This window comes from Streptomyces sp. NBC_00236 (assembly GCF_036195045.1).
Classification (GTDB): Bacteria; Actinomycetota; Actinomycetes; order Streptomycetales; family Streptomycetaceae; genus Streptomyces.
This window is the reverse complement of sequence record NZ_CP108100.1, coordinates 7412512-7437658: the sequence shown is the minus strand read 5'-3', so window position 1 is coordinate 7437658 and position 25147 is coordinate 7412512. Positions and strand designations below refer to the sequence as shown.

Annotated in this window: 23 protein-coding genes; 12 read left to right on the top strand and 11 right to left on the bottom strand. The window is 72.0% G+C overall.

Features of this window, described 5'->3' with window-relative positions; genetic code table 11:
• Window positions 1-70: 70 nt before the first annotated feature.
• The 6 genes from OG446_RS33070 to OG446_RS33045 all read right to left on the bottom strand — a co-directional run bounded on the left by OG446_RS33070 (window position 71) and on the right by OG446_RS33045 (window position 6163).
• Window positions 71-1444, bottom strand: coding sequence for a 6-phospho-beta-glucosidase (locus OG446_RS33070; protein WP_328897471.1), 1374 nt, complete (start codon window positions 1442-1444; stop codon window positions 71-73).
• An 84-nt stretch (window positions 1445-1528) separates the two neighbouring features.
• On the bottom strand, window positions 1529-3106 hold the full coding sequence (locus OG446_RS33065; RefSeq protein ID WP_328897470.1) for a cytochrome P450: 1578 nt from the start codon (window positions 3104-3106) through the stop codon (window positions 1529-1531).
• 79 nt (window positions 3107-3185) lie between these two features.
• Entirely contained in the window at window positions 3186-3800 is a 615-nt protein-coding gene (locus tag OG446_RS33060; RefSeq protein ID WP_136324767.1) for a GTP-binding protein, read from the bottom strand.
• Complete coding sequence (locus OG446_RS33055; protein ID WP_136324766.1) at window positions 3781-4152, bottom strand: DUF742 domain-containing protein; 372 nt, start codon at window positions 4150-4152, stop codon at window positions 3781-3783. Before OG446_RS33055 ends, OG446_RS33060 begins: the two co-directional genes overlap by 20 nt.
• A complete protein-coding gene (locus tag OG446_RS33050) occupies window positions 4149-4556 on the bottom strand; it encodes a roadblock/LC7 domain-containing protein (RefSeq protein WP_024494673.1) in 408 nt (135 codons plus the stop codon). The genes OG446_RS33055 and OG446_RS33050 overlap by 4 nt, the downstream gene beginning before the upstream one ends.
• Complete coding sequence (locus tag OG446_RS33045; RefSeq protein WP_328897469.1) at window positions 4553-6163, bottom strand: sensor histidine kinase; 1611 nt, start codon at window positions 6161-6163, stop codon at window positions 4553-4555. The genes OG446_RS33050 and OG446_RS33045 overlap by 4 nt, the downstream gene beginning before the upstream one ends.
• Before the next feature lie 457 nt (window positions 6164-6620).
• On the opposite strand from OG446_RS33045, the gene OG446_RS33040 reads away from it, so the two are divergent.
• Window positions 6621-7415 (top strand): IclR family transcriptional regulator, encoded by a 795-nt coding sequence (locus OG446_RS33040; protein ID WP_328897468.1) that lies wholly within the window; start codon window positions 6621-6623, stop codon window positions 7413-7415.
• Between the two features lie 50 nt (window positions 7416-7465).
• Here OG446_RS33040 and OG446_RS33035 read toward each other — a convergent pair whose 3' ends face one another.
• Together OG446_RS33035 and OG446_RS33030 are read right to left on the bottom strand one after the other, a co-directional pair.
• On the bottom strand, window positions 7466-7972 hold the full coding sequence (locus tag OG446_RS33035) for a MarR family winged helix-turn-helix transcriptional regulator (protein ID WP_328897467.1): 507 nt from the start codon (window positions 7970-7972) through the stop codon (window positions 7466-7468).
• Window positions 7969-9660, bottom strand: a complete 1692-nt coding sequence (locus OG446_RS33030) for an FUSC family protein (protein ID WP_443050247.1) — start codon at window positions 9658-9660, stop codon at window positions 7969-7971. The genes OG446_RS33035 and OG446_RS33030 overlap by 4 nt, the downstream gene beginning before the upstream one ends.
• 139 nt (window positions 9661-9799) lie before the next feature.
• Here OG446_RS33030 and OG446_RS33025 point away from each other — a divergent pair, with 139 nt between their 5' ends.
• A complete protein-coding gene (locus OG446_RS33025; protein ID WP_328897466.1) occupies window positions 9800-10564 on the top strand; it encodes a VOC family protein in 765 nt (254 codons plus the stop codon).
• Between the two features lie 208 nt (window positions 10565-10772).
• Here the strand turns inward: OG446_RS33025 and OG446_RS33020 are convergent, their stop codons facing one another.
• Window positions 10773-11354, bottom strand: coding sequence for a helix-turn-helix domain-containing protein (locus tag OG446_RS33020; RefSeq protein WP_328897465.1), 582 nt, complete (start codon window positions 11352-11354; stop codon window positions 10773-10775).
• 118 nt (window positions 11355-11472) lie between these two features.
• Between OG446_RS33020 and OG446_RS33015 the strand changes: the two genes are divergently transcribed.
• Both OG446_RS33015 and OG446_RS33010 read left to right on the top strand, forming a co-directional pair.
• Complete coding sequence (locus tag OG446_RS33015; protein WP_328897464.1) at window positions 11473-12597, top strand: aryl-sulfate sulfotransferase; 1125 nt, start codon at window positions 11473-11475, stop codon at window positions 12595-12597.
• 8 nt (window positions 12598-12605) lie between these two features.
• Entirely contained in the window at window positions 12606-13943 is a 1338-nt protein-coding gene (locus OG446_RS33010; protein WP_328897463.1) for a uracil-xanthine permease family protein, read from the top strand.
• Between the two features lie 69 nt (window positions 13944-14012).
• Here the strand turns inward: OG446_RS33010 and OG446_RS33005 are convergent, their stop codons facing one another.
• The gene (locus OG446_RS33005; protein ID WP_328897462.1) at window positions 14013-14918 is read right to left on the bottom strand and encodes a phospholipid scramblase-related protein; all 906 of its coding nucleotides are present in this window, start codon (window positions 14916-14918) and stop codon (window positions 14013-14015) included.
• Window positions 14919-15051: 133 nt separating this feature from the next.
• Here OG446_RS33005 and OG446_RS33000 point away from each other — a divergent pair, with 133 nt between their 5' ends.
• From OG446_RS33000 to OG446_RS32985, 4 genes are all read left to right on the top strand, one after another.
• Window positions 15052-15477: a hypothetical protein gene (locus OG446_RS33000; RefSeq protein WP_328897461.1), complete on the top strand. Its 426-nt coding sequence runs from the start codon at window positions 15052-15054 to the stop codon at window positions 15475-15477.
• Window positions 15478-15560: 83 nt separating this feature from the next.
• The gene (locus OG446_RS32995; RefSeq protein WP_328897460.1) at window positions 15561-16211 is read left to right on the top strand and encodes a DUF3105 domain-containing protein; all 651 of its coding nucleotides are present in this window, start codon (window positions 15561-15563) and stop codon (window positions 16209-16211) included.
• 26 nt (window positions 16212-16237) lie between these two features.
• Window positions 16238-16852 (top strand): DUF305 domain-containing protein, encoded by a 615-nt coding sequence (locus OG446_RS32990; RefSeq protein ID WP_389261560.1) that lies wholly within the window; start codon window positions 16238-16240, stop codon window positions 16850-16852.
• Window positions 16853-16943: 91 nt separating this feature from the next.
• Complete coding sequence (locus OG446_RS32985) at window positions 16944-18188, top strand: ROK family protein (protein ID WP_328897458.1); 1245 nt, start codon at window positions 16944-16946, stop codon at window positions 18186-18188.
• Window positions 18189-18249: 61 nt separating this feature from the next.
• On the opposite strand, the gene xylA is transcribed toward OG446_RS32985, so the two are convergent.
• The gene (xylA, locus tag OG446_RS32980) at window positions 18250-19419 is read right to left on the bottom strand and encodes a xylose isomerase (protein WP_219568470.1); all 1170 of its coding nucleotides are present in this window, start codon (window positions 19417-19419) and stop codon (window positions 18250-18252) included.
• 257 nt (window positions 19420-19676) lie between these two features.
• Between xylA and xylB the strand changes: the two genes are divergently transcribed.
• The 4 genes from xylB to OG446_RS32960 all read left to right on the top strand — a co-directional run bounded on the left by xylB (window position 19677) and on the right by OG446_RS32960 (window position 25136).
• The gene (xylB, locus tag OG446_RS32975) at window positions 19677-21167 is read left to right on the top strand and encodes a xylulokinase (protein ID WP_328897457.1); all 1491 of its coding nucleotides are present in this window, start codon (window positions 19677-19679) and stop codon (window positions 21165-21167) included.
• A gap of 150 nt (window positions 21168-21317) precedes the next feature.
• The gene (locus OG446_RS32970; protein ID WP_328897456.1) at window positions 21318-22592 is read left to right on the top strand and encodes a VWA domain-containing protein; all 1275 of its coding nucleotides are present in this window, start codon (window positions 21318-21320) and stop codon (window positions 22590-22592) included.
• Window positions 22592-23416 carry a hypothetical protein gene (locus OG446_RS32965; RefSeq protein ID WP_328897455.1) on the top strand — a complete coding sequence of 275 codons (825 nt, stop codon included), beginning with the start codon at window positions 22592-22594 and terminating at the stop codon, window positions 23414-23416. The genes OG446_RS32970 and OG446_RS32965 overlap by 1 nt, the downstream gene beginning before the upstream one ends.
• A 139-nt stretch (window positions 23417-23555) precedes the next feature.
• Entirely contained in the window at window positions 23556-25136 is a 1581-nt protein-coding gene (locus OG446_RS32960) for an aspartate:alanine exchanger family transporter (protein WP_328897454.1), read from the top strand.
• The last annotated feature ends 11 nt before the right edge of the window (window positions 25137-25147 follow it).

The following is a 25147-nucleotide window of genomic DNA, read 5'->3' as shown; positions in this document are numbered from 1 at the left end:
GGCGAGCCTGCCGACGGTGCCGGCTACGGCACGGGCCGAGCGGGAAGCGGCTGTTGCCCACAGCGCACGTCTACCCACCACCACGAGTGCTGGACGGCCCTTCCCGGCGCAGGTACGACAGCCCCGGATGGACCTTCGTATAGCCGTCGACCAGCCGGCGCGCCACCGAGACCGAGTCCACCAACGGGTGCAGCGCGAAGGCGCGGACCGCGTCGGCGCGTGATCCGCTCGCTGCCGCGTCGAGTACCGCACGTTCGACGGCCTTCACCGCGGTGACCAGCCCGACGGCGTGGTACGGGAGCGGATCGACGGCGACGGGACGGGCTCCGTTCGCGTCGACGAGGCACGGGGCCTCGATCACGGCGTCCGCGTCGAGCACCGCGAGGGTGCGCCCGTTGCGGACGTTGAGGATCAGGGACGTCTGCTCGTTGCGGGCGACGGCCCGCATCAGGGCCAGCGCGACCTGCTCGTAGCCACCGGAGTCCAGATCGCTCTCGTCCCGCTCCCCCGCCCCCGCGACATCCCGGTTCTCCGACATGTACGTCGCCTCGCGCTCGGCGCGGGTGCGGTCCCAGGTGGCCAGGGCCGGTGTGGCCGGGTCCTTCATCCGGCCGTAGAAGCCCTCCTGCTGTTCACGGAGGAAGGCGCCACGGGTCTGCTCGGCGTCCTGGTAGGCGCGGACCGCCTCGCGGTTGAAGTAGTAGTAGTGCAGGTATTCGTTGGGGATCGCGCCCAGGGAACGCAGCCAGTCGGCGCCGAAGAGCCGGCCCTCCTCGAAGGAGCCGAGCAGCTCCGGGTCGGCGAGCAGGCGCGGGAGTTCGTCGCGGCCCTCGACGTACAGCCCGCGCACCCAGCCGAGGTGATTGAGGCCGACGTAGTCGATCCGGGCCCGGTCGGGGTCGGCGCCGAGCACGCGGGCGATGCGGCGGCCGAGGCCGACGGGTGAGTCGCAGATCCCGATGACCCGGTCGCCGAGGTGACGGGACATGGCCTCGGTGACCAGGCCTGCGGGGTTCGTGAAGTTGATGACCCAGGCCTGCGGGGCGAGCCGGGCGATGCGGCGGGCCAGATCGACGGCGACCGGTACGGTGCGCAGTCCGTAGGCGATGCCACCGGCGCCGACCGTCTCCTGGCCGAGGACGCCCTCGTCGAGCGCGACGCGTTCGTCAGCCGCCCGGCCGGCGAGGCCGCCGACCCGGATCGCCGAGAAGACGAAGTCGGCGCCGCGCAGCGCCTCGTCCAGTTCGGTGGTCGCGGCGACGGTGGGCGCGTCCGGGATTCCCTCGGCCTGTTCGGTGAGGACCCGCGCCATGGCGGTGAGCCGGTCGACGTCGGTGTCGTAGAGGGTGACGGCCGAGACGCGGCCTTCGGCGTGGTCGGCGAGCAGCGCCCCGTAGACCAGGGGAACCCGGAACCCGCCGCCGCCCAGAATTGTCAGCTTCACGCTTCCGCATGGTACGTGGGGTGGTGGAGCGAGGCGCGGACGACCGGCCGGTGACCGGCCGTCCGCGCCCGACTGCGCCGCCGGTCAGTAGCCGTTCCACCAGCGGGTCACGACGCGCCACAGCCTGGCCGGGGCCGCGGGCCTCCGCTGCTGCGGGATCATCCCGGCAGCGGAGCCCTCACCGGTCCGCGCGTCGACGGATCCGTCGACGGCCACGGTCACCCCGGCCGGTGGGACGCCCGGCGCCGTGCCTGCCGGTTCCGGCGGGGCGGGGGCCCGTACCGGGGTCGGCGCCACGTGCCGTACCGCGGACTGCACCTCCCAGTCCTGGCGCGTCGGGTTCGGCTTGCCCATGGACGGCGGTTCCCGGTCGTCCTGCGGGGCGCGCGGCGCGAACTCGGCCGGCAGCTCAACGAGGTGGCGGCCCATGAGGTTGCCGACCCACCTCAGTTCGCTCTCGTCGACGGCGAGTTCGAGGTCGGGCAGGCGCATCAGCAGGGCGTCGACGCCGACGTCCGCGATGGCACGGCCGATGTCCTGGCCCGGGCACTCGTGGGGGCCGCCGCTGAACGCGAGGTGGGCGCGGTTGCCCTCCATGTTGGCGTCGAGGTCGGGACGCACCACCGGGTCGATGTTGGCGGGGGCGATACCGACGATCAGCGCGTCGCCCGCCTTGATGCGCTGCCCGCCGAGTTCCGTGTCGCCCACCGCCCAGCGGCCGAAGACCGCGGTGAACGGGGGCTCGTCCCACAGGGTCTGCTCGACCGCCTCGGGGACCGTCATGTGCCCGCCGCTGAGCCGGGCCCGGAAGCGCGGATCGGTGAGCACCATGCGGAGCACGTTGGCGATCAGGTTGGTGGTCGCCTCGTAGGACGCGATCAGGATGAGCCGCAGATGCTCGGCCACCTCCTTGTCGTTCATGTCGGCGGGGTGCTCCACCAGCCAGGTGGCGAAGTCGTCCGCGGGTTCGCGGCGGCGCCGCTCGACGAGGCGGTTCAGCGCGTCCAGCACATAGGCGTTGCTCTCGACCGCGGTCGCGGTGCCGCGGGTCATGTCGCGGGCGGCCTGCACCATCCGGTCGTTGTACTCCTCCGGCATACCGAGGATGGCGCACATCACCATCATGGGCAGCCGTTCGGCGAAGGCGGTGACCAGGTCGGTGCGGCCCTCGCGGCAGAAGTCGTTGACGAGCCGGTTGCTGTAGCGGTTGACGTGGCGCCGCACACCGCGGGTGTCGATCCGGCCCATGGAGTCGGTGACCGCGCCGCGTTGGCGCTCATGGGTGGCGCCGTCGGCGAAGACGCAGATCGGCTGCCAGGTGAAGATGGGCGCCAGCGGGTGGTCCGGCGCGACGCTGCCGTCCTGCAGGGCCCGCCAGCGGCGCGAGTCCCGGGAGAACTGTGAGGGCGTACGGGTCATGTGCAGGTTCTCGCTGTGCCCGAGGACCAGCCAGGCGGGTACGTCCCCGTGCAGCAGCACCGGCGCCACCGAGCCGTGTTCGGCGCGCAGTTTGGCGTACAGGCCGCGCGGATCCTGTTCGGCCTCGGGGCCGTAGAGGCGTCGCACGCCGCCGGGGCCGATACCGAGGCCGTGGGCCGGGCACTCGGGGGGCGGAACCGGCCCCGTGGCCTCGCCGGGTTCGTAGTGGAATGGGGATGTCACGATCGCTCCAGGGATCAGTCTGCCAAGGGCCGGACGGATGGGTGCGCGATGGGGGCGCGCGGATCGGGTGCGGGCGACGTCAGCCGAGCGGGACGGCCAGGCTGTGCAGATAGCGCATCAGGGTCATCAGCACATCGCGGCTGGAGGCGCGCAGCCGGGCGTCGCAGTCGATCATCGGGACCTCGTCCGGCAGGTCCAGGGCGCTGCGCAGCGCCTCGACGGGGTGTTTCGGCGCGTCGGGGAAGGTGTTGACGGCGACGACGAACGGCACGCCGCGCTCCTCCAGCCGCCCGATGACGTCGAAGCTGACTTCGAGCCGGCGCGTGTCGATGAGCACGACGGCGCCGAGTGCGCCCTCGAACAGTCCGTTCCACAGGAACCAGAAGCGCTCCTGCCCCGGGGTGCCGAACAGATAGAGGATCAGCTCCTCGCTGATGCTGATCCGGCCGAAGTCCATGGCGACGGTGGTGGCGGTCTTGCTCTCCACCCCGAAGTTGTCGTCCACGCCGACGCCGGCCTGGGTCATGGTCTCTTCTGTGGTCAGCGGTCGGATCTCGCTCACCGAGCCGACCATGGTCGTCTTGCCGACCCCGAACCCTCCGACGATCACGACCTTCACCGCGGCGGTGGCCGTGGTGGGGAGGACGTCCTCGCTGCGGGGGCCCGTGATCGTGTCAGAGTTTCTGAAGTCCATGCATCACCGCTTCGAGGAGGGACCTGTCCGGGAGGGTTGCGCGGACGATCGGGGCGCGCGATTCGATCAGTTCGGTGGCGAGGAGTTCGGTGAGGAGCGAGGTCACCACGCTGAAGGGCAGGCTGAGGTAGGCGGAGATCTCTGCCACGGATAACGGCGCCTGGCAGAGCCGCAGGATCACGGCCTGCTCGGGCTGGACCGTCGGTGTCGGCTGCGACTTCGAGACCACCATCGTGACCAGGTCGAGCGCTGCCCGCTCGCTGCCGTCGGGATCGCCGGTGATGACGTACAGCCGTTCCGGATCGCTCAGTGCCGGATCGGCCTTGCGGCGTTCTCGTCGGGAAGAACTCATCCGGCCTGCCCGTCGTGTCGGGGCGGGCTCGTCAGATGGGCGCCGATCCGTACGACCATGTCGCGCATCCGTGATCCGACGAGGCCCGCGTCGACCGTCTCACCGGCGAGTACGGCGAGGTACGCGCCGGCTCCCGCGGCCATCAGGTAGAAGAATCCGCCGGTCACCTCGATGACGACGAGCCGCATCCTGCCGTCGCTGTACGGGATTTCGGAGGCGACGGCGGCGGCCAGGCTCTGCAGCCCGGCGCAGGCCGCGGCGAGCCGGTCGGCGACGTCGGGGTCGCCTCCGTGCCGGGCGATGCGCAGTCCGTCCGCGGAGAGCACGACGATCTGGTGGATGTCCGGAACGTCGTCGGCGAGCTCTTTGAGCATCCAGTCCATGTTGCCCCGCTGCTGGATCACTTCAGGTCTCCCTTGTCCCACGCGTCGTCGGAGTCGTCGTCTGCCCCGGGCTCCCGGGGCACGCCGTTGGCTGCCTTGGTGAACGCCTCCAGCCAGATCCCGGGAGGCGGTTCCTTGCCATTGGCCTGACCGTGGCCGTTGCCGTAGGCGTTGCTCCGTCCGGCGCCCGTTTCGGTGGACTGGGCGGGAAGGTTGTGCGAACCGAGCGGTGCGCGGCCCCGGCTGCGGCGCTGCGGGAGTCCGCCGGAGGTCCATTCGGTGACCACGGGGACGTCGTCCTCCATGGCGACGGCCGGGGTGACGGGCCGGGGTTCGGGAGCGACCGGTCCGGTGGCCGGGCGGGAGGCTACGGGGCTCGGCTTGCGGCGGGAGCTGCGGGCCGGGACGACGTGCTTCATGTCCGCGAGGTCGATGTCGCTGGTGGGCCGCGACGTGGCGCCGATGCCGTGGGCGATGCCGGGCGCGGGGCCGGTGGTGATCATGGAGCGCGGCACGATGAGTACGGCGCGGACACCGCCGTACGCGGACTGCCGCAGCGACACCTGGAGGTCGTACATCCGCGACAGCCGGCCGACGACCGCCATGCCGAGCCGGGGGGACTCGCCGAGGTCGTTCATGCTGGAGCCGGCCTGGGCCCTGGCGAGCATGTTCTCGGCCCGGGCGCGGGCCTCCTCGCTGAGGCTGACGCCGCCGTCCTCGATCTCGATGGCGATGCCGGTCTGGACCTCGACGGCGGTGACGTGCACGCGGGTCTGCGGCGGCGAGTACCGGGTGGCGTTGTCCAGGAGTTCGGCGCAGGCGTGGATGAGCGGTTCGACCGCGGTGCCGATGATGGCGACCTTGGCGATCGAGTGCAGATCGACGCGCGGGTACTCCAGGATGCGCGACATGGCACCGCGCAGCACGCTGAACAGCGGTACGGGCTTGGGCCACTGACGGCTGGGCCGGGCTCCGCCGAGCACGGCGATGGAGTCGGCGAGCCGGCCGATCAGCGCGGTGCCGTGGTCGATGCGCAGGAGGTCGTCGAAGACGTCGGGGTTGCGCCCGTGGTGCTCCTCCATCTCCCGCAGCTCACTGGCCTGCCGGTGGACGATCGCCTGGACACGGCGGGCGACGTTGACGAAGGCGCGCTGCGCGGAGTCACGCGTCGCCTCCTCGTTGTCGATGATGTCCAGCACCGTGTAGACGAGCGCGCGCTGGGCGTCGGGGAGGTGGCGGTATACCTCGTCGCCGTCGACGACGTCCCGCAGCACCTCGTCGGGCGAATTGCCCACGCGCAGCCGGTGGATCGCCGCAGGGAGGAGCTCCTTGCTGATCCGTACGCTCTCTTCGTCGTGACTGGCGATGCGCCGCTCCAGCGCGGTGATGCGCTGTTCGTAGTGGGCGCGCTGCCGCCGGTTCGTGCGTGAGCGGCGGGCGAGTTCGGCGGTGAGCACGGCGACCACGACGGTGGCGACGGCGCCGCACCAGACGACTGGTATCCGCGCGGCCTCGGCAACCAGCGCGACGGCGGCGGCGGTTGCGCCGGCCATCACGACGACGGGCAGCAACACGGCACGGACGACAGGTGTTTCTCGGTCGATCGGTGGTGATTCAACACGAACCATCTAAAACCTCTGGCGGTTGATTCGGGAGGTAATCGGGAGGTACAGCGCTTGCAGGGCAGTAGGGAACAAGCGCTCGAATTCATATCAACTCGACTTCACTGCGCGTGAGCTTAGTCAGATCGAAACAGTGCTTCGGCACATTCACCCAACCCCCTGCGCGAGCGCTCCCGCGGTAATACACTCACGAGTTTTTACACGCACCGCCAACAGTCGTGCGCGAGGAGTGACGAACGGGAGAGATGAGCGAAACCCACGCCCGCCCGTCCTGCCCTGCGGGACGGAGATGCCGCATCCCGCCTTCGACCGGCAACACCCTCCCCGCAAGTCGTACGGTGACCGGGCGAATCATCGGGCTGCTCCGATGGGGGACGCCCCTTCGCGTCCCGCAGAGAAGGACAAGGGCACATGTGATCGAAGCGGATCGAAAGAAGCGGGTTGATGACCACCGCAAGGGTGGATGCCCATCGCGGACACGAAGGGGAACAGACATCTGATGGAGCCGGCGCGGGACTACACCATCGAATCGCTCGACACCGGCCTGCGGCTGATGCGGCTGTTCCTCACCCATGACGCCCTGACCGTCTCTGAGGCGGCCGGGCTGCTCTCCATCGGCCGCTCCACCGCCCACCGGGTCCTCAGCACCCTGGAAGGACGCGGCTTCGCCACCCGGGAACCGTCCGGGCGGGGCTACTCGCCCGGTCCCGAACTGGTGCGGCTGGGCCGCCCGGCCGGATTCGGCGCCCCGGTCCGGGAACGGGTGGGTGCGGTACTGGAGGACGCCGCGCGGCGCACCGGTGAGACCGTGCTCAGCACCGCGCTGATCGGCGACGAGGTCCTGGTCACGGACGGCCGCGAGTCCGGTCATCCGGTACGGGTGATGCTGGAGCGGGGCGGCACCCGTCCCGCGCACGCCACGGCGGGCGGCAAGCTGCTGCTCTCCCGGATGACCGCCGAGCAGATCCGCGTCCTGTACCCGCGGGAAAGGCTCGACGCGGTCACCCCCGACACGCTCACGTCCCGGCCGGAGCTCCTCGCCGAGCTGGGCCGGATCCGTGACCGCGGCTACGCGACCGCCCGCGACGAGTCGGTGCCGGGCCTGCACGCGGTCGCCGTACCGCTGGCCGGTGCCACCTGGCGTGACCGGCTGGCACTGGTGGCGTGCGCGCCGGCCTGCCGCGGCGACGAGGCCGCGCTGGAGCGTCGCGCCGGGGAACTCCTCCGGTCGGCGGCGCGGTTCGGTGCGCCCGGGTAGCTGTCCCAGGGCGCCGGGGCCCTGCTACGGGCCCCGGGTACCGCGGCCCGTCAGCGGCGGCCGCCGCCGATGCTGCCCTCCAGCTGGACCAGCAGTTCGCTGAGCTGTGCGCTGAGCCGGTCGCGGGACTCCGCGTCGAGACCGGAGAGCACCGCGCGTTCGTACGCGAGCTGCTGCGGCAGGAGTCCGTCGACCAGCTCCCGCCCCTCGTCGGTGAGTCCGACATGCGCGACCCGGCGGTCCCGCGCGTCGCTGCGGCGCGCGATCAGGCCGCGCTCCTGCAGCACCCGGAGCCGTTTGGTGACCGCTGCGCCGGAGGAGAACGTCTCCCGGGCCAGCTCGCCCGGGGTGAGTTCACGGTCGGTGCGTCGTACGGCGCCGAGCAGGTCGAACTCGGCGCGGGTCAGTCCGGCACCCCGCAGCGGTGCGTCCTCGGCCTGCTGGAGCAGGGCGGAGCAGCGGTTGATGCGGCCGATGAGTTCCATCGGCCCGGTGTCGAGTTCCGGGTTCACGGCCTGCCACTGCCGTACCACCGAGGCGACGATGTCGTCGGTCACACCGCTCCGTTCTCCTGGGCCGGGGCGATCGTCCCCAGCCGTTTCGCTGTCGCCGCGAGCGTACGGTGTCCGGCCTGCTCGGCCGCCAGCACCGCCTCCTGCGGCAGGGCGCGCTGCCACCATTCGCCGGCCGCGGTGTCCTCCGCCTCGCGCAGTTCGACCAGTGATCCGGTGAGCCTGCGGCGGGCCGCGTCCAGGGCGGCGTGGGTGGGCGCGGGGGCGGCCAGGGTCTGTACGGCGTGGGCGCGGGCCTGCTCGGCGTCGGCGAGTGCCTGCTCGACGCGGCCCGTGGCGCGGCGGTTGGTGACGAGCACGGCCGCGAGGAATCCGACTCCGGCACCGATGACGGTGTCCAGGATCCGGTCGCCGATGAGCTCACCGGCCGGGTGGCTGCCTGCGTACTCCAGGACGAGCAGCGCCATCGGGGTGACGGCCACGGAGCCGAGCCAGTAGTTGCGGGTGATCAGGGCTTCGGCGGCGAACCCGAAGAGGAGGCAGAAGCCGATCAGGGCCAGCGGGTCCATCCGGGCGGCCGGCAGGACCGCGGCGAAGACCAGGACCCCGAGGAGGTTGCCGAGGGTGCGCTGCAGCGTGCGGTTCCACGAGAGCATGACGTTGGCCTGGTAGAGCGAGGCGGCGGTCACGATGGCCCAGTAGGGGCGGCCGACGCCGACGGCCGAGCAGATGTACCCGGCCAGGGCGCAGCCGATGAGCGTGCGCACGGCCACCGGCAGCAGCGGGGAGCCCGGGGCGAGGCGGTGCAGCAGAGCGCGTACGGCTCCGTCGCCGGGGACCCGGCGCCGGGCGGTGCGTTCGGCGTCGACGCCGAAGATCTCCGCGGCGGTTCCGGGGGCGGGCGGGGGTGTGGGGACGGGCCCGCGGGCCCGGGTCTGCCGGGCCCATTCGCGGAGCCGGCCGGCGTCTGCGGCGGTGTCCCCCGGGTGTGCGGTGAGTGCCGTCTCGGCGTGGACGACGAGGCGTTCGAGTGCGGTGCGTACGGGGGTGGGGCGTCCGGCCGCGAGGAGGGTCTGCCAGGCCGCGTGCACGGCGGCGACCGCGGCGCGGCGGGTGCGGTGGCCGGGCTCGGCGACGTAGGCGGCCGCGGCGTTCAGCGCGCGGGCCGTGGCGCGGCGCTCGGGTCCCTCCCGGCGGACCAGCGCGGGGGCGACGGTGACGAGCCAGGACACCGCGCCGGCGCCGAGGGTCAGAGCGAGGTGGCCCGGCACCTGGCCCATCTCCTGCGGGCTGAACAGGGCGGCCGAGCTGACGAAGGTGAAGATCACCGGCCCCGGGGGCCCGATGCGGGTGGCGTCGCAGAGCAGCTTCTGCCCGGCGGCCAGGAGGGCGCCGACGGCGATCAGTACCGCGGTCGAACCGGTCAGCGAGGCCGTGACCAGGGAGACGGCCAGCCCGGCGAGCATCCCGAGGACCACTCCCACGACGGTTCCGGCACGGCGCGCGTACGGCAGGTTGTGGCCGTACAGCGCACAGAGCGAGCCGGCCATCGTGTACATCACGAGGTCGAGGCGGTCCAGGGAGTAGAGCACCAGGTTGGGGATCGCCGTGGCCACGACCACGCTCGTCGCCGGCTTGAACCACATGTCCGAGGGCCTGGCCAGACGCAGCGGGGCGGCCAGCGGGATTCTGCGGAAGGAGGACGGCCGGGGCCTGATGCTTGTATGACTCACGCACATACTTTAGCAGGTATTACACACGTAAACGATTGGGTCGGCTGCGCGTGCCTGATGGCCCGCTCCGGCACACGGTCATAGCGTTCAGCCGGACCGGCGAACCCGGCGCGCATCCACTCACGACGGAGGAATCCGAATGAAGCTCACCGCACCGGTGCCCGGCGGTCCCTGCTGGATCGAGCTGAGCACCTCCGACGTTCCGGCGGCCAAGTCGTTCTACACCGCACTCTTCGGCTGGCGGACCGAGACGGATCCGCGCGAGGAGGCGGGCGGCTACACCATGGCGCACCTGGGGAACGCCCGGGTCGCAGCCCTCAGCCCCACGTACCAGCCGGGGCAGCCGCCGGCCTGGACCGTGTCGTTCGCCGTCGAGGACGCGGACGCGACGGCCCGGAAGGCGACGGCGGCGGGCGGTTCGCTGCTGGTCGGTCCGATGGACGTGTTCGAGGAGGGCAGGTTCGCCGTCCTGGCGGACCCGTCCGGCGCGGTCTTCTCGCTGTGGCAGGGCCGCGCCTTCGCCGGCGCCGACCTGTTCAACGAACCGGGCACACTGGGCTGGACGGAGCTCGCCACCCGCGCGAGCGAACCGGCGCTCGCCTTCTACCCGGACGTCTTCGGCTGGACGGTCAAGGCCTCGGAGACGTACCCGCAGTGGGGCATCGCCGGGGAGGACTTCGGCGGTCTGCTGACGATGGACGAGAACATCCCGTCCGAGGTGCCGCCGCACTGGCTGCCGTACATCGCCGTCGCGGACGTCGACGCGACGGCGGCCGCCGCGCAGAGCGGAGGCGGCGATCTGCTGATGCCCCCGACGGACATCGCGAGCAGCCGCAGGATCGCGGTGGTACGCGACCCGCAGGGGGCCGCGTTCGGCGTCTACCGGGCGGGGGACGAGGGGTAGCCCCTCGGGCCTCCCGCCTGGATCGTGCCGGGGCCCGCGGGCCCCGGTGCGCACATCTGCGGCGTTGCCGTCGGTCGCCAATGCTCCGCAGCGACTCCCGCCTCCGCCCTGCGGCTGCACCCCCGCTCCCCGACCCGGTCCGATCCGAAGGAGAGGCCCGAGGTCAGCCGCTCCCTGATCCGGTCCGATCCGACCGAGTGGCCCGAGGTCAGCCGCTCTGCTCGTCCGTGACCTGGACGTGGTCCCCGATGCCGACCACGAGGACCCGGGTGCCCTCTTCGATCGGGCGCCAGCGGTGGACGAGGCCGCCCGCGCAGTAGAGCGTGTCGCCCCGCTCCAGGCGATAGAAGCTGCCGTCCGCCTCGACCTCCGCCGAACCGTCGGCGACGTACAGGATCTCGTCGTTGCGGTGCCGGAACTCGCGGCCCCAGTCGTGGTCCCCGGTGAACTCCAGCGCATGCAGCCGCTGGTGGCCGCGGACCAGCGGCCGCATCCGGCCGTCCCCTTCGCCCTCCGCGCCCGTCTCCCGCACGGACGCGGAGGTGCCGCGCACCACGTCGACGGGGCGGGGCGCCTCGGCTGTGGAGAGCAGCTGGACCGCGGTCGTGTCGAGCGCGTCGGCGATGCGCTGGAGCGATCCCATGCTCGGCCGGGAGCGGCCGTTCTCGATCTGGCTGAGGAAGGGGGTGGAGAGTCCCGCCCGTCGCGCGACCTCGGCGAGGGTCAGTTCCAGGGCGCGGCGCCGTCGGCGAATCCCCGGGCCGACCTGTGGGGCGTCCGCCTCGCTCATCTCATTCACTCCGTGTCCCTGCGTGCCGCACACCACAGGCGGCTGGGCAAGGAGCAGCCTACCGGGCCGGTTAACCTCTTAAGTCCCACCTAATAAAGTTAACCGGGAGGACCGATCCATGCCCCTCGTGGACCAGAACCAGCGACGGCGACGCGGTACCGGGCTCATGGCCCTGGACGAGGACGCCAGCTACGGCGGCTACACCCTCTTCGCCCCGCTGACCGGTGGTGGCGAGGTGTATCTCATCGACCTGCGCGGTGAGGTGGTCCACCAGTGGAACCTCCCGTACCGTCCCGGCCGTCACGCCCGGATCCTGCCCAACGGCAACCTCGCGTACAGCGGTGTCCTCCCGGACGAGCCGGCGCTCTTCCCGATGTGGCACAAGTACCGCGGCGGGATCATGCAGGAGATCACCCCCGACGGCACGGTCGTACGCGAGCACCGCGACCGTTTCCAGCACCACGACGCGTACCACTACGGCGACGGCCGGCTGTTGTACGCGGCGCTGGAGCCGCTGACCGGCGAGGCCGCGGCAGCGGTCCGGGGCGGGGTGCCCGGATCGGAGCCCGAAGGAACCGTCTGGGCGGACACCATCATCGAGGTGGACGCCGACGGGAACACCGTCTGGGAGTGGAAGGTCTCCGAACACCTCGGCCGCGAGGCGTTCCCACTGCACCCCGACTACTCGCGCGAGCACTACCCGCTGATCAACAGCGTGCTGCCGACCAGCGACGGCAACATCCTGGCGAGCTTCCGCTCCGTCTCCGCCGTGGTCGTCATCAGCCGGGAGACCGGCGAGATCATCTGGCGCAGCGAGCCCGGTGCCGTCTCGCAGCAGCACTGCCCGACCGAGCTGGAGAACGGCAACTTCCTGGTCTTCGACAACGGCGTCTTCCGGCCGCACTGGGACGTCCCGTTCAGCCGGGTCATCGAGATCGAGCGGTCGAGTGGCACCATTGCGTGGGAGTACCACGATCCGGCGCGCGAGTCGTTCTTCGCCCCGTTCATGGGCAGCGCCCAGCGCCTGCCGAACGGGAACACGCTGGTGACGGACTCCCCCGCGGGACGCCTCTTCGAGGTGACCGCGGACGGCTATCTGTGCTGGGAGTACATTGTGCCGTTCTTCGGCGGCTACCAGGAAGAAGAAGTGCGCAAGCTGTTCCCGTCCGAGCCCAACGCCGTGTTCCGCTCCTACCGCTACTCGGCCCGGGAACTCCCCTGGCTCGACGTCCCGAAGGGCTGAGCCGGACCATGGCCTCCCCTGTCCCCGACACGGCCGCCCCCGCCGCCGCACCGTCCGCCGCGCCGGCCCCGTCCGTCGCGCCGGTCGACGAGCGGCTCCCGCTCCCCCGGCTGGTCCCGCTCGCGTTCCAGCACCTGCTGGCCGGGGTGGCCGCCCCGGTCTCCTCGGTCATCCTGATCGGCACCACGCTGTCGCTGAGCGCCTCCCAGACCGCGTCGCTGCTCAGCGCCACGCTCGTGCTGTGCGGCATCGGCGCGCTGCTCCAGTCCCTGGGCGTCAAGGCGTTGCGCATCGGGGCCCGGCTGCCGTTCCTCATGCTCCCCGGCGGGGCGGCGGTAGCGATCTTCCTCCAGGTCGCCAAGGAGCACGGACCGGCCACCGCCTCCGGTTCGGTGCTGATCGCGGCGGTCTTCCTGATCGCCGTGCTGCCCCTGTACGGACGGCTGGTGCGGTTCTTCCCGCCGCTGGTCATGGGCACGACGGTGGTCCTGATCGGGATCAACATGATCAAGATCACCGCGCCGATGATCGCCTCGGGGCCGGGCCTCGGCTTCGCCACGCTCGGCATCACCGCCCTGTTCTTCCTGTTCATGCGTGGTGTCTGGCGGCAGATGTCGGTGCTGTTCGGACTGGCGGGCGGCACTCTGGTCGCCGCGCTCAGCGGTACGGCGTTCCACATGGCGCACGGCAGCACGTTCGCGCTGCCCGACCCGTTCCCGTACGGCACACCGCACTTCGATCTGCTGGCCGCCGTGCCGCTGCTGGTCTTCGCGCTCGCCTCGCTGGCGGAGGCGACCGGGCAGACCGTGCTGAACAGCGAGGCGGTGGGCCGTACTCCGGACGCCGCGCGTGACGTGCCGAGGATCTCCCGCGCGGACGCCGTGACGTCGCTGGGTGCCGGCGTCTTCGGTACGTCGCTGATGGTGACCAGTGCCGAGAACATCGGGATCGTCCAGCTCACCCGGGTGCGCAGCCGGTTCGTCACGGCGGGCGCGGGTGTCCTGCTGATCCTGTGCGGCCTGATCACGCCGCTCACCCGGCTGCTCGCCGCCATCCCGGAACCGGTGGTCGGCGCCGCGGGGCTGATCATCTACGCGGTGATCGCGACGATGGGGTTCGGCATGCTCAGCCGCGAGAACCTCAGCCACGGCACGAACGGCATCGTGGTCGCCCTGGCCCTCTGCGTCGGTCTGCTGCCGGTCTTCGCTCCCGAGATGTACGCGGGTCTGCCGGTGTGGGCGCGGACCGTCTTCGGCAGCGGTGTGGCCGCCGGGGCGCTGGCCGCGGTGATCCTCGCGGCGGTGTTCTCCCGGCTGGGACCGCCGGACGGTAAGCCGCCGGAGTGAGCACCGAGGAGGCCCGCACCCCCGGCCGGGGGTGCGGGCCTCCTCGCGTACGCGGGCGGGGGCGAGGGCTCAGCCGAGGCCGCGGGCGTCCTGCTTGAGGGCGGTGTCCACGGTCAGGGCCGTCGCCACGACGAGGCTCAGCAGCGGCTCGGGCAGCTGGTAGTGGATCTGCAGCACGTAGTTGTCCGCCGTGGTGAACATGGTCTTCGCGAGACCTTCCCAGGTCTTGGTGATCCGGGCGATCTCGGCCTCGTTGTGGTCCACGATCGCGAAGTTCCAGGCGCGCCAGTTCTCCGCCTTGATGGCGCCGACCTGCTGACCGTCGACCATGATCGCGAAGTTGATCTTGCCGATGGCGTTCTGCTGGACGATCTCGCCGACCGGCTGCCCGTCGGGCCGCTGCACGATGACCTTGGACTTGATGAACTTCGCCGGGCGCGTCAGCAGCAGCTGCGGCTGTCCGTACGCGTCGCGGATCTCGAGCCGGTGGGTCAGGTACTGGTCGATGCTGCTCACGAAGCGCAGCACCTTGCGCATCGCGCTCTGGCCGACCTGGATGACCGAGCCGATGGTGTTGCCGTGCTGGTCGAAGACGCTGTACTCGTTCGTGACCTCGATCAGCTTGGCCTTCTGGTTCACGACCAGGACCTGCTGATTGAAGAGCGTGCCCGCGCCGGGGGCACCGCCCTGCTGGGGCACGCCCTGCTGCGGAACGGCCGCGGGCTGGTGCTGCTGAGCCTGCTGATGGGCCTGGGCCGCCTGCTGCTGATACGGCTGCTGCGGGGCCTGCTGCGGCTGGACCTGCTGCTGCGGAACCTGGGCGGGTGCCTGGGCCTGCTGCGGCTGGGCCTGCTGCTGTCCGCCGGCCGGATTGGTGTGCTCGGTCCACTGGGAACCGTCCCAGTAGCGCAGCAGCTGGGGGGCGCCGTGCGGATCCGGATACCAGCCCGCAGATACGTTCGAGTGCGTTGTCACCGGGGCACACTATCCCGCCACGCCCTCAGCGGAAGCCCTTCCCCCGGGATCCACAGGTTCGCCGGCCCCGGCCCCGCTTCACCGATCCGGGTCCGGGACTCATTGAAACTTCACACACCGATACGATGCCGGAATGAACTGGCTGAGCGATCGCACGGACCGGCGGCGGGGTACCCGCGCGTCCGTGCTGCTCGGCTGGGCGTTCGTCCTGATCGCCCTGGCCTCGTGCTGCTGGCCGACGCCGGGGGCCTCCGCCGCCGCGCACGACGGCCACGCCTCGGCGGCCGCGCCCGGGGTCACCCTCGCCGTTCCGGTGCCCGCAGCGCGGGTCGTGGTGGCCGACGCGCCGCGCGATCGCGGGGCCGGAAGTTCCTGCCACGGCGACTCGGAGCACTCGGACCCCGTCGTGGTGCCCGGCCAGCCCGCCCCGGCGGCGCTCCCGTCCGCCACCTCGCCCCTCCCCCCGTCCCCGCTCACCGGCGCCGCCGCCATCCGCGGCCCGTCGAACGACGCGGTGGGCGATGTGGACCGTCTACGCCTCCAGGTTCAACGGATCTAGGGCCTCACCGGCCGTTCCCGGACGTCCCGAGAACGTTCCCGCGCGCCCGCAGCCCATCCGTTTCACGAACCGAAGGACCCACCATGGCCTCCGCCAAGAAGCAGAACACCCCCGCCGCCGCCCGCCGCGCCAAGCTGGAGGAGGCCCGCCGCAAGGAGCGGGCCCGCGAGCGCCGCAGCCGCATCATCACGATCACCGCGGCGGTCGTCGTCGTGGCCGGTCTGGTCGCCGGCGGCGGCTACCTGATGAACGAGGCCGACGAGCAGGAGAAGGCCGAGACGGCCGCCAAGTCCTCGCCCGTCGAAGGTGAGAAGAGCTGGGACAAGCTCACCCAGGAGCATGTCGAGAAGAAGGTCGACTACCCGATGAACCCGCCGGTCGGCGGCGACCACAACCCGGTGTGGATGAACTGCGACGCCGATGTCTACACGGAGGAGATACCGAAGGAGAACGCCGTCCACTCGCTGGAGCACGGCGCCGTCTGGGTGACGTACACCAGCAAGGCGAGCCCGGCCGACGTGAAGAAGCTCGAGAAGAAGGTCGAGGCCACCCCGTACTCCCTGATGAGCCCGGTGGAGGACCAGGGGTCCCCGCTGATGCTCAGCGCCTGGGGCAAGCAGCTGGCCGTGAAGAGCGCCTCCGACGCCCGCGTCGCGCAGTTCTTCACGAAGTACGTCCAGGGCCCGCAGACCCCGGAGCCGGGCGCCGCCTGCTCCGGCGGGATCGCCAAGTGACGTCCCCGGCCCGTGTGTCACGGCCGATGGTGCTGGCCGGCGGGGCCGTGCTGCTGCTCGCGCTCGGTCTGGTCGCGCTGATGCTCGTACGCCCTTCCTCCTCGGCGCCCTCCGCCACCGCGTCCGCCGCGGCTCCCGCCGAGGCCTCGGCCGATGTCGGATTCGCGCGCGACATGGCGGTCCACCACCAGCAGGCCGTCGAGATGTCGTTCATTGTCCGGGACCGCACCTCCGATGTGGCGGTGCGCCGGCTCGCGTACGACATCATCAACACCCAGGCCAACCAGCGCGGCATGATGCTGGGCTGGCTGGAGACGTGGGGCCGTGCGAAGAGCTCACCCGGGCCGCCCATGGCGTGGATGGGCCATACCGTCACACCGCGGGACGGCGCACTGATGCCCGGTATGGCGACCGACACCGAGCTCGACGCGCTCCGCGCGGCCAAGGGCCGGGACGCCGAGGTGCGCTTCCTGAGGCTGATGACCGCGCATCACCGGGCCGGGGCTGAGATGGCGCAGGCGGCCGCCACCGCGGCGGGGACCGACGAGATCCGGAACCTGGCCTCGGGCATGGTCCTGGGGCAGCGGTCGGAGATCGCCCTCATGGCCGACATGCTCAAGGCGCGCGGGGCCACGGCCTGAGTGCCACCCGGTCCGGCCGCTCCCCGTGAGCGACCGGACCGGGACATCGCGACCGTACTGACGTACGGGATCGCATAGGCTCGGCACCGATATGAAGAGCAACCTCACGCCGCTGGGGCCCAAGGCCGACAAGGACACCGTCCGGCGCAGCAACCTCAGCCTCGTGCTGCGAGCCGTCCGTGACGAGGGCGAGGGTGAGGCGACCCGGGCCGGGGTCGCCGCGCGGGTGGGGCTGACCCGGGCCGCCGTGTCCTCGCTCGTCGAGCAGCTGCTCGACAGCGGGTTCCTCACGGAGTCGGGCAAGACGTTCAGCGGCCAGGCCGGCCGGCCGGGAACCGCGCTCAAGACGGCCCGCACCGGACCGGCCGGGCTCGGCGTCGAGGTCAACATCGACTACGTGTCGGTGGTGGTCGTCGACCTGGCCGGGACCGGCCGGGTCCGGCTCACCGAGCATCTCGACAACCGCGGCGCGCCGCCCGCCGAGGTACTGGCGCGGGCGGCCAGGATCGCCGCGCGCACCCTGGACTCGGCGCGCGAGCAGGAGCTGTTCCCGGTCGGCGTGGCGCTGGCGCTGCCCGGTCTGGTCTCCGGCGGCTCGGTGCGTCAGGCGCCGAACCTGGGCTGGAACCAGGTGCCCGCCGAGGAGCTGTTCGCCGCCGCCCTGGCAGCCGAGCGCCCCGGTCACGAGGCGCTGACGGTCAGTTCGGAGAACGAGGCGAATCTGGCGGCGCTGGCCGAGCTGTGGTTCGGCGGGCTGGGCCGGATCCGGACCTTCCTCTATCTGACCGGTGAGATCGGCGTCGGCGGCGCCCTGGTGATCAACGGCGAGCTGCTGCGCGGTGCGCACGGTTTCGCCGGGGAGATCGGGCACGTGGTGGTGGACTCGGAGGGGCCGCAGTGCCGGTGCGGGTCGCGCGGCTGCCTGGAGCAGTACGCGGGGCAGGCGGCGCTCCTGCGGTCGGCGGGGATCGAGGAGAGCGGCAGCGGGATCGGGGTCGCCGAACTGGAGCGGCGTACCCGGTCGGGGGACGAGCGGGCGGTGGCCGCGGTCGCGGACGCCGGCCGGATGCTGGGGCGGGTACTTTCGGGGGCGGTGAACCTGCTGGACCCGGACGCGGTGGTGCTCGGCGGGGTCTACCGGAACCTGATGCCGTGGCTGGCACCGCCCGCCGACGAGGAGCTGACGGACCGGGTCGTGTCGGGACTGTGGGCCCCGGGCAGCGGCCGGCTGCGGGCCTCGTCCGTCGCGGGTGACGCGGCACGGGGTGCGGCGGCGCTGGTGATGACGGATGTGCTGGCCGACCCGGTGGCGTACGCGGGGCGGCCGACGGCCTGAAGGTACGCGGGGAGGGGGAGGGACATCGGCGTGTCCCTCCCCCTCCCCTGTTCCCGTGGTGTCAGCGGACGCCGAGCAGGTGGTCCATCGCCAGCTGGTCCAGCGCCTCGAACGCCATGCCGCGCTCCGCCGCCGCGGTCACGTCGAAGTCCTCGAACGCCGAGCGGTCGGCCAGCAGGCCCGCCACGCCGTCCTCGGCGGTGCGCTGCGCCAGCTCGTCCAGGCGGGACGCGCGCAGCGCCTCCTGGACGGCCGGGTCGGCGCGGAAGGCGGCGGCGCGCTCCTTGAGGATGAGGTAGTTGCGCATGCAGCCGGCGGCCGAGGCCCAGACGCCGTCGTAGTCCTCGGTGCGCGGCGGCTTGAAGTCGAAGTGGCGGGGGCCGGCGTAGTCCGAGTTCTCCAGGAGGTCGACGAGCCAGAAGGCCTGGCGCAGGTCGCCGGCGCCGAAGCGGAGGTCCTGGTCGTACTTGATGCCGGACTGGCCGTTGAGGTCGATGTGGAAGAGCTTGCCCGCCCACAGGGCCTGCGCGATGCCGTGCGCGAAGTTCAGCCCGGCCATCTGCTCGTGGCCGACCTCGGGGTTCACACCCACCATCTCGGGGCGCTCCAGGCGCTCGATGAAGGCGAGGGCGTGGCCGATGGTGGGGAGCAGGATGTCGCCGCGCGGCTCGTTGGGCTTGGGCTCGATGGCGAACTTGAGGTCGTAGCCCTGCTCGGTGACGTAGTCGCCCAGCAGGTCGAAGGCCTCCTTCATGCGGTCGAGCGCGACGCGGATGTCCTTGGCGGCGCCCGACTCGGAGCCCTCGCGGCCGCCCCAGGCGACGTAGGTGGTGGCGCCGAGCTCGACGGCGAGGTCGATGTTGCGCAGCGTCTTGCGCAGGGCGTAGCGGCGGACGTCGCGGTCGTTGGCGGTGAACGCGCCGTCCTTGAAGACGGGGTGGGTGAAGAGGTTCGTCGTCGCCATCGGAACGACGAGCCCGGCCGCGTCCAGCGACTGCCGGAACCGCTTCACGATGCCTTCGCGCTCGGAGTCCGTCGAGCCGAACGGGATCAGGTCGTCGTCGTGGAACGTGACGCCGTACGCGCCCAGCTCCGCGAGACGCTGAACGGAGTCGACCGGGTCGATCGCCTCCCGCGTCGCGTCCCCGAACGGGTCGCGGCCCTGCCAGCCCACGGTCCAGAGGCCGAAGGTGAACTTGTCCTGCGGGGTGGGCGTGAAGCGATCCGTCATGGTCCTGCCGCCTTCGGTGCCGTGGGTCCGCAGCCGGTCGAACGGCCGAACCTCAATTTGTTCACTGTCATGACTAATCATGCACGGACCACCCCCGCGACGTAACCCCCCGTCCCGGAAAATCCGGAGCGGCCCCTGTTCGGGAGGGGATCCGTCGCGTAATTTGTTCATCGTACGATCAAATCCCGGCGGGATGAGAGCCCGCAGTGCGAGGGTCCACGGCCGGGAACCATCTGAACCAGAGATCGAGGTCAGCCATGCCGCCGCATGAGGTCGTCATCGGTGTGGACAGTTCCACCCAGTCCACCAAGGCCGCGTTCGTCGACGCCGCCACCGGCCGGCTGCTCGCCGTCGGCCGCGCTCCGCACGTCGTCACGGGCGAGGGCGGAGCCCGCGAGACGGATCCCGAGGTGTGGTGGCAGGCGCTGCGCGACGCGGTCGCCGCCGGGCTGAAGGAGTCCGGCGCCGCCCCCACCGACATCACCGGGATCGCCGTCGCCGGGCAGCAGCACGGACTGGTCGTCCTCGACGGTGCGGGTCGCCCGCTGCGCCCCGCCCTCCTCTGGAACGACACCCGTTCCGCCCCACAGGCCGCCGCGCTCACCGCGGCCCTGGGCGGCGCCGACGCCTGGACCGCGCGCACCGGCTCGGTGCCGGTCGCCTCGATGACCGCGTCGAAGTGGCAGTGGCTGCGGGAGAACGAACCGGAGACCGCCGCCGCGACTGCCGCGATCCGGCTCCCCCACGACTTCCTGACCGAGCGCCTCTCGGGCCGCGCCGTCACGGATCCGGGCGACGCCTCCGGCACCTGCTGGTACTCCACCGCGACCGGTTCCTACGACCCGGAGCTCCTCGCCCTCCTCGCCATCGACCCGGCGATGCTGCCCGAGGTGGCGTCGAGCGGGGCGGCGCGCGCCGGTGTGCTGACTGCCGCGGCCGCGGAGGCGCTCGGCCTGCCCGCCGGGATCGCCGTCGCCGCGGGCACCGGGGACAACATGAGTGCCGCCGTCGGCCTCGGGCTCGGTGGCGCGGGACTCCTGGACCACCCCGTCCTCAGCCTGGGCACCTCGGGCACGGTCTTCACCGCGTCCCGGGCCCGGCCGGCCTCCCCGGCGCTCGCCGGATTCGCCGCGGCGGACGGTACGTACCTGCCGCTGGCCTGCACCCTCAACTGCACGCTCGCCGTGGACAAGGTGGCCGCGCTGCTGGGCCTGGACCGCAATGACGCGACGCCGGGCGGCGAAGCCGTACTCCTGCCCTACCTGGACGGCGAACGCACCCCCGACCTGCCCACCTCGGCCGGCCTCCTCACCGGCCTGCGCCACGACACCACCCCGCAGCAACTCCTGGGCGCGGCCTACGAGGGCGCGGTCGTCACCGTGCTGCGCGCCCTCGACGAACTCCTGCGGGCCTGCGGCCTCGACCCGGACGACCCCGAGGTGGCGAAGCGGCCGCTCCGGCTGATCGGCGGCGGCGCCCAGGGGCGCGTGTGGGTGGAGACCGTGCGCCGTCTCTCCGGGCGGCCGGTGACCGTGCCCTCCAGCGGGGAACTGGTCGCGCTGGGCGCCGCCGCGCTCGCCGCCGCCGCGGCCATGGGCGCGGACCCGGTCGCGATCGCCACCGGCTGGGACACGGGCGAAGAGGTGCACCTGGAAGCCGTCGAAAGGGATCTGACGACCTGGGAGCGGGTCGGTTCGGTGCTGGAACGGGCGGCCGTCCCGCTGCTGGGAGCCGGCCGGCCGATCTGACGGAACGAGCGCACCGGCCGAACCGACCGCCGTACACGCCCGGCCGGTTCGGCTGACCGTCTGTCATGTCCCGTCGCACGCCGCACACAAGCGCGTGCGACGGCCACCGGCCGTTTTGGTCAGCGAACAGATGTTCACTACTATCCGGCGATGATCATAAGAAGAAGGCTGACGGTCGGGGTGGGCATTCTGCTCGCCACCCTGACCGCCGGGCTCGGCTCGGCGCTGCCCGCCTCGGCCGATGAAACCCCCGCCAACGCCTCCCCCAAGGTCGAGCTGGTGCTCGACGTCAGTGGCTCCATGCGGACCCGCGACATCGACGGCCAGTCCCGGATGACCGCGGCGAAGCAGGCGTTCAACGAGGTCCTGGACGCGGTGCCCGAGCAGGTACAGCTCGGCATCCGCACCCTCGGCGCGGACTACCCGGGCGACGACCGGAAGGTCGGCTGCAAGGACACCAAGCAGCTGTACCCGGTCGGCCCGCTGGACCGCACCGAGGCCAAGACCGCGGTCGCCACCCTCGCCCCCACCGGCTGGACCCCGATCGGCCCGGCCCTGCTGGGCGCCGCCGACGACCTGGAGGGCGGCGACGCCACCCGCCGGATCGTGCTGATCAGCGACGGCGAGGACACCTGCGGTCCGCTCGACCCGTGCGAGGTCGCCCGTGACATCGCGGCGCGCGGCATCCACCTGGTCATCGACACCCTCGGCCTGGTGCCGAACGCGAAGATCCGCCAGCAGCTCACCTGCATCGCCGAGGCCACCGGCGGCACGTACACCGCCGTCCAGCACACCGATGAACTCTCCGGCCGCGTCAAGCAGTTGGTGGACCGTGCGGCCACCCCCGTCGTCACCCCGGTCGCCACCGAGGGCGCCGACAGCTGTACCGAAGCCCCGCAGCTCAAGCCCGGCCTCTACACCGACCGCGAGAAGATCGCCGAGCACCGCTGGTACCGCGTCGACGTGCTGCCCGGCCAGGAACTGCGCGCCTCGGTCAGCGTGTTCGCCGACCGCGCCGTCAACAACGACTACGGCATGCTGCTGCGCGCGGTGACCGTGCACGGCAGGGAGATCGTCCGAGGTGCGGAGTCCGGTACCGGACGCACCGACGCGATCTCGTCCGGGCTGCGCTACCCGAAACCCGAACAGGACACGGACGGTGACGTGAAGCCGGCCGCGGAGACCGTCTGTCTCCAGGTCTCCAACTCCTTCTCCGCGCCCGCCTCGGTGAAGACCACTCCCGGCATGCCGGTCGAGCTGACGATCGACCTGGTGGACGCGCCCGACGCGGCGGACGACGCCGCGGCGTTCGGTCTCGGGCGCGGCTGGTGGCTGCTGGGCGTGCTCGTCCTGACCGGACTGATCGCGGGCCTGCTGACCGGCTGGATCTCACGCTGGCGCTTCGCCGTCTGGAGGACCCACTGATGTTCCGTACGAGACGCGTGCTCGCGGGCGCGCTGCTGGCCGGCCTCACCCTGCTGACCGGGGCGGGTGCCGCCGTCGCGGACGACCCGTCGCCGAGCCCGAGCACCTCCGGTGACGGGTCGGGCCCCACGGAGGCGGGCACCACCTTCCGCACCGCCACGGCGATCCGGCCGGACCAGCTCGCCACCGCGGGCGCCTCCACCGGCGACTACCTGTACTGGGTGTTCCCGGCGGACGCCGGACAGCGGGCCACGGTCAAGGCGAAGATCACCCTTCCCGAGACCGCGACCCGGCACGGCGCATCGACCTGGCAGGTCGATGTGTACGACGGGCTGCGCCGCCGCCAGGCCTGCATGTACGGGAAGCAGACCGGCAAGGCCGCGGCCGATGCCGCCACGGTCGAGCTCACCTGTGTGCTGCGTACCGTCAGGGCGTGGTCCGAACCGTGGGCCAACGACCCGCTGCCCGGCAGCTACTACGTACGCCTCACCGTCGTCGACCTGCCCTCGGCGGACCTCGGACTGCCGGTGCGGACCGAGATCGAGGTCTCGGCCGACGGCAGGGGCGGCGCCGCCGATGTCGACGGCACGCTCTCCGAGCCGCTGGTTCCCGGCGTGTCCTCGGTCGAGCAGGCCGCCGACGGCTCGTCGGCCGCCCCGGTCGCCCTCGCGGGCGAGCCGGAGGACGGCTGGGCCTCCGGCTGGTGGACCGACCGCTGGCTGTGGACGGTCGGCGGTGGCGTGCTGGGGGCGATCGCGGCCGTCTTCGGCTACTCGCTGACGCGCGGCAGCGGCCGCCCGTCCAGGGTCCCGCCGGGCGTCTGACGACCCGCGCGTCGGGCGGGCCGGACGACCCGGTCTGCCCGACGCGCGGTCATATTCCCCCGAGTGGCGGCCTCCCGTCATGTCGAAGATCATGGCCCGGTCAGGATCGGCCCGCTCTTCGCTACGGGAGGCCCACCCCGTGTGGCAGTTCTTCGCGGACAACCCCTGGGTGGCCGTGTTCGCCGTCATCACCGTCGGCGCCCTGCTCGGAATGGTCCGGTTCGGCCCGGTGAAACTCGGCGCGGCCGGCGTCCTGTTCGTCGGCCTGCTGGTCGGGGCACTCGACAAGGACATCGCACCCGCCGTGCCGGCCGGGATCTCGGCCCTGGGCCTTGCCCTGTACGTGTACACCGTCGGCCTGGAGTCCGGGCCCGCGTTCTTCCGTGAACTGCGCAGCCAGCTGCCGGTGATGGCCGGTGCGGTGGTCGCGCTGGCGCTCACCGCGGTCGTGGTCGGCTTCGTGGGACACAGCGGCTTCGGGATCAGCGGACCGTTCCTGGCCGGCGGGTACGCGGGCATCGGCACGACCACGCCCGGCCTCGCCGCCGCGCAGGAGGCCTCGGCCGATCCGGCACAGCCCGCGGTCGGGTACGCGATCGGCTATCCGCTCGCCGTCGTCATCACCATCCTGTTCATCTCCGCGATCGCGGCCCGCCGCCGCTGGGTGGCACGCCGCGACCCCGACTCAGGGCTGCCGCCCGTCCTCGTCACCCGTACGGTCCAGGTGGAGCACGAGACGGCGTGGGACGAGGTACCGGGCGTCGCGGACCACCGGGTGCTGGCCAGCGAGTACCGCCCCGAGGGCGGCGACGTACGGGTGGCACGCGGACTCGGCCGGCTGCGCCCCGGCGACCTGATCGTGCTGGTCGGCGGCGAGGACGACGTGCGCACCGCGACCGAGCGGCTGGGCTCCACCGCCCCCGTCCATCTGCTCGACAACCGGCGGACGGTCGACTACCGCCGCATCCTGCTCACGAACCCGGCGCTCGCGGGCCACACGATCGCCGAACTCGGATTGGGCGAGCGGTACGGGGCGGCGGTCAGCCGGGTCCGTCGCGGCGATGCCGACATGCTCGCCCACGACGACCTGGTGCTCCAGCTCGACGACCGCGTACGCGTGGTGATGCCGCGCGAACGGATCACCGAGGTCTCCACGTACCTCGGCGACACGGAGACGAAGGTCAGCGAGGTGAGCGCGGTGAGCCTGGGTCTCGGGCTGACCCTCGGCTTCCTGATCGCCATCCCCTCCGTCACCTTCGGCTCCACCACCCTGGCGCTCGGGACGGGCGCCGGTCCGCTGGTGATGGGCATGGTCCTGGGCTGGCGCCGGCGCACCGGCCCGCTGGTCTGGACCCTGCCGACCCGGGCCAACCTCACGCTGCGCCAGATCGGTCTGCTGCTCTTCCTGGCGGTCGTCGGCCTGACCTCCGGCTACTCCTTCCGCCAGAACGCGTTCTCCCTGTTCGGTCTGAAGCTGGCGGCCGTCCTGGTGATCGGCGCGGTGGTCAGCTACACCCTCATGGTGCTGATCGCCAAGGCGCTCGGGCAGAGCCGGGAGCGGACGATGGGTCTGCTGTCGGGGTACGTCGGCAACCCGGCGATCACCGCCTACGCCAACAGCCGGGTCAGCGACAGCCGCGTCAACCACGGGTACTCGACGCTGTTCGCGCTCGCCATCCTCGTCAAGATCGTCTGCATTCAGCTGATCGTCGGGCTCTGAGTCCGGTGGAC

Bases quoted from the DNA above. Each gene is read 5' to 3' on its own strand.
- OG446_RS33060 (WP_136324767.1), bottom strand. From the start codon at position 3,800: ATGGACTTCAGAAACTCTGACACGATCACGGGCCCCCGCAGCGAGGAC.
- OG446_RS33055 (WP_136324766.1), bottom strand. From the start codon at position 4,152: ATGAGTTCTTCCCGACGAGAACGCCGCAAGGCCGATCCGGCACTGAGC.
- OG446_RS33045 (WP_328897469.1), bottom strand. From the start codon at position 6,163: ATGGTTCGTGTTGAATCACCACCGATCGACCGAGAAACACCTGTCGTC.
- OG446_RS33040 (WP_328897468.1), top strand. From the start codon at position 6,621: ATGCCCATCGCGGACACGAAGGGGAACAGACATCTGATGGAGCCGGCG.
- OG446_RS33025 (WP_328897466.1), top strand. From the start codon at position 9,800: ATGAAGCTCACCGCACCGGTGCCCGGCGGTCCCTGCTGGATCGAGCTG.
- OG446_RS33020 (WP_328897465.1), bottom strand. From the start codon at position 11,354: ATGAGCGAGGCGGACGCCCCACAGGTCGGCCCGGGGATTCGCCGACGG.
- OG446_RS33015 (WP_328897464.1), top strand. From the start codon at position 11,473: ATGCCCCTCGTGGACCAGAACCAGCGACGGCGACGCGGTACCGGGCTC.
- OG446_RS33010 (WP_328897463.1), top strand. From the start codon at position 12,606: ATGGCCTCCCCTGTCCCCGACACGGCCGCCCCCGCCGCCGCACCGTCC.
- OG446_RS33000 (WP_328897461.1), top strand. From the start codon at position 15,052: ATGAACTGGCTGAGCGATCGCACGGACCGGCGGCGGGGTACCCGCGCG.
- OG446_RS32995 (WP_328897460.1), top strand. From the start codon at position 15,561: ATGGCCTCCGCCAAGAAGCAGAACACCCCCGCCGCCGCCCGCCGCGCC.
- OG446_RS32990 (WP_389261560.1), top strand. From the start codon at position 16,238: ATGGTGCTGGCCGGCGGGGCCGTGCTGCTGCTCGCGCTCGGTCTGGTC.
- OG446_RS32985 (WP_328897458.1), top strand. From the start codon at position 16,944: ATGAAGAGCAACCTCACGCCGCTGGGGCCCAAGGCCGACAAGGACACC.
- xylA (WP_219568470.1), bottom strand. From the start codon at position 19,419: ATGACGGATCGCTTCACGCCCACCCCGCAGGACAAGTTCACCTTCGGC.
- xylB (WP_328897457.1), top strand. From the start codon at position 19,677: ATGCCGCCGCATGAGGTCGTCATCGGTGTGGACAGTTCCACCCAGTCC.
- OG446_RS32970 (WP_328897456.1), top strand. From the start codon at position 21,318: ATGATCATAAGAAGAAGGCTGACGGTCGGGGTGGGCATTCTGCTCGCC.
- OG446_RS32965 (WP_328897455.1), top strand. From the start codon at position 22,592: ATGTTCCGTACGAGACGCGTGCTCGCGGGCGCGCTGCTGGCCGGCCTC.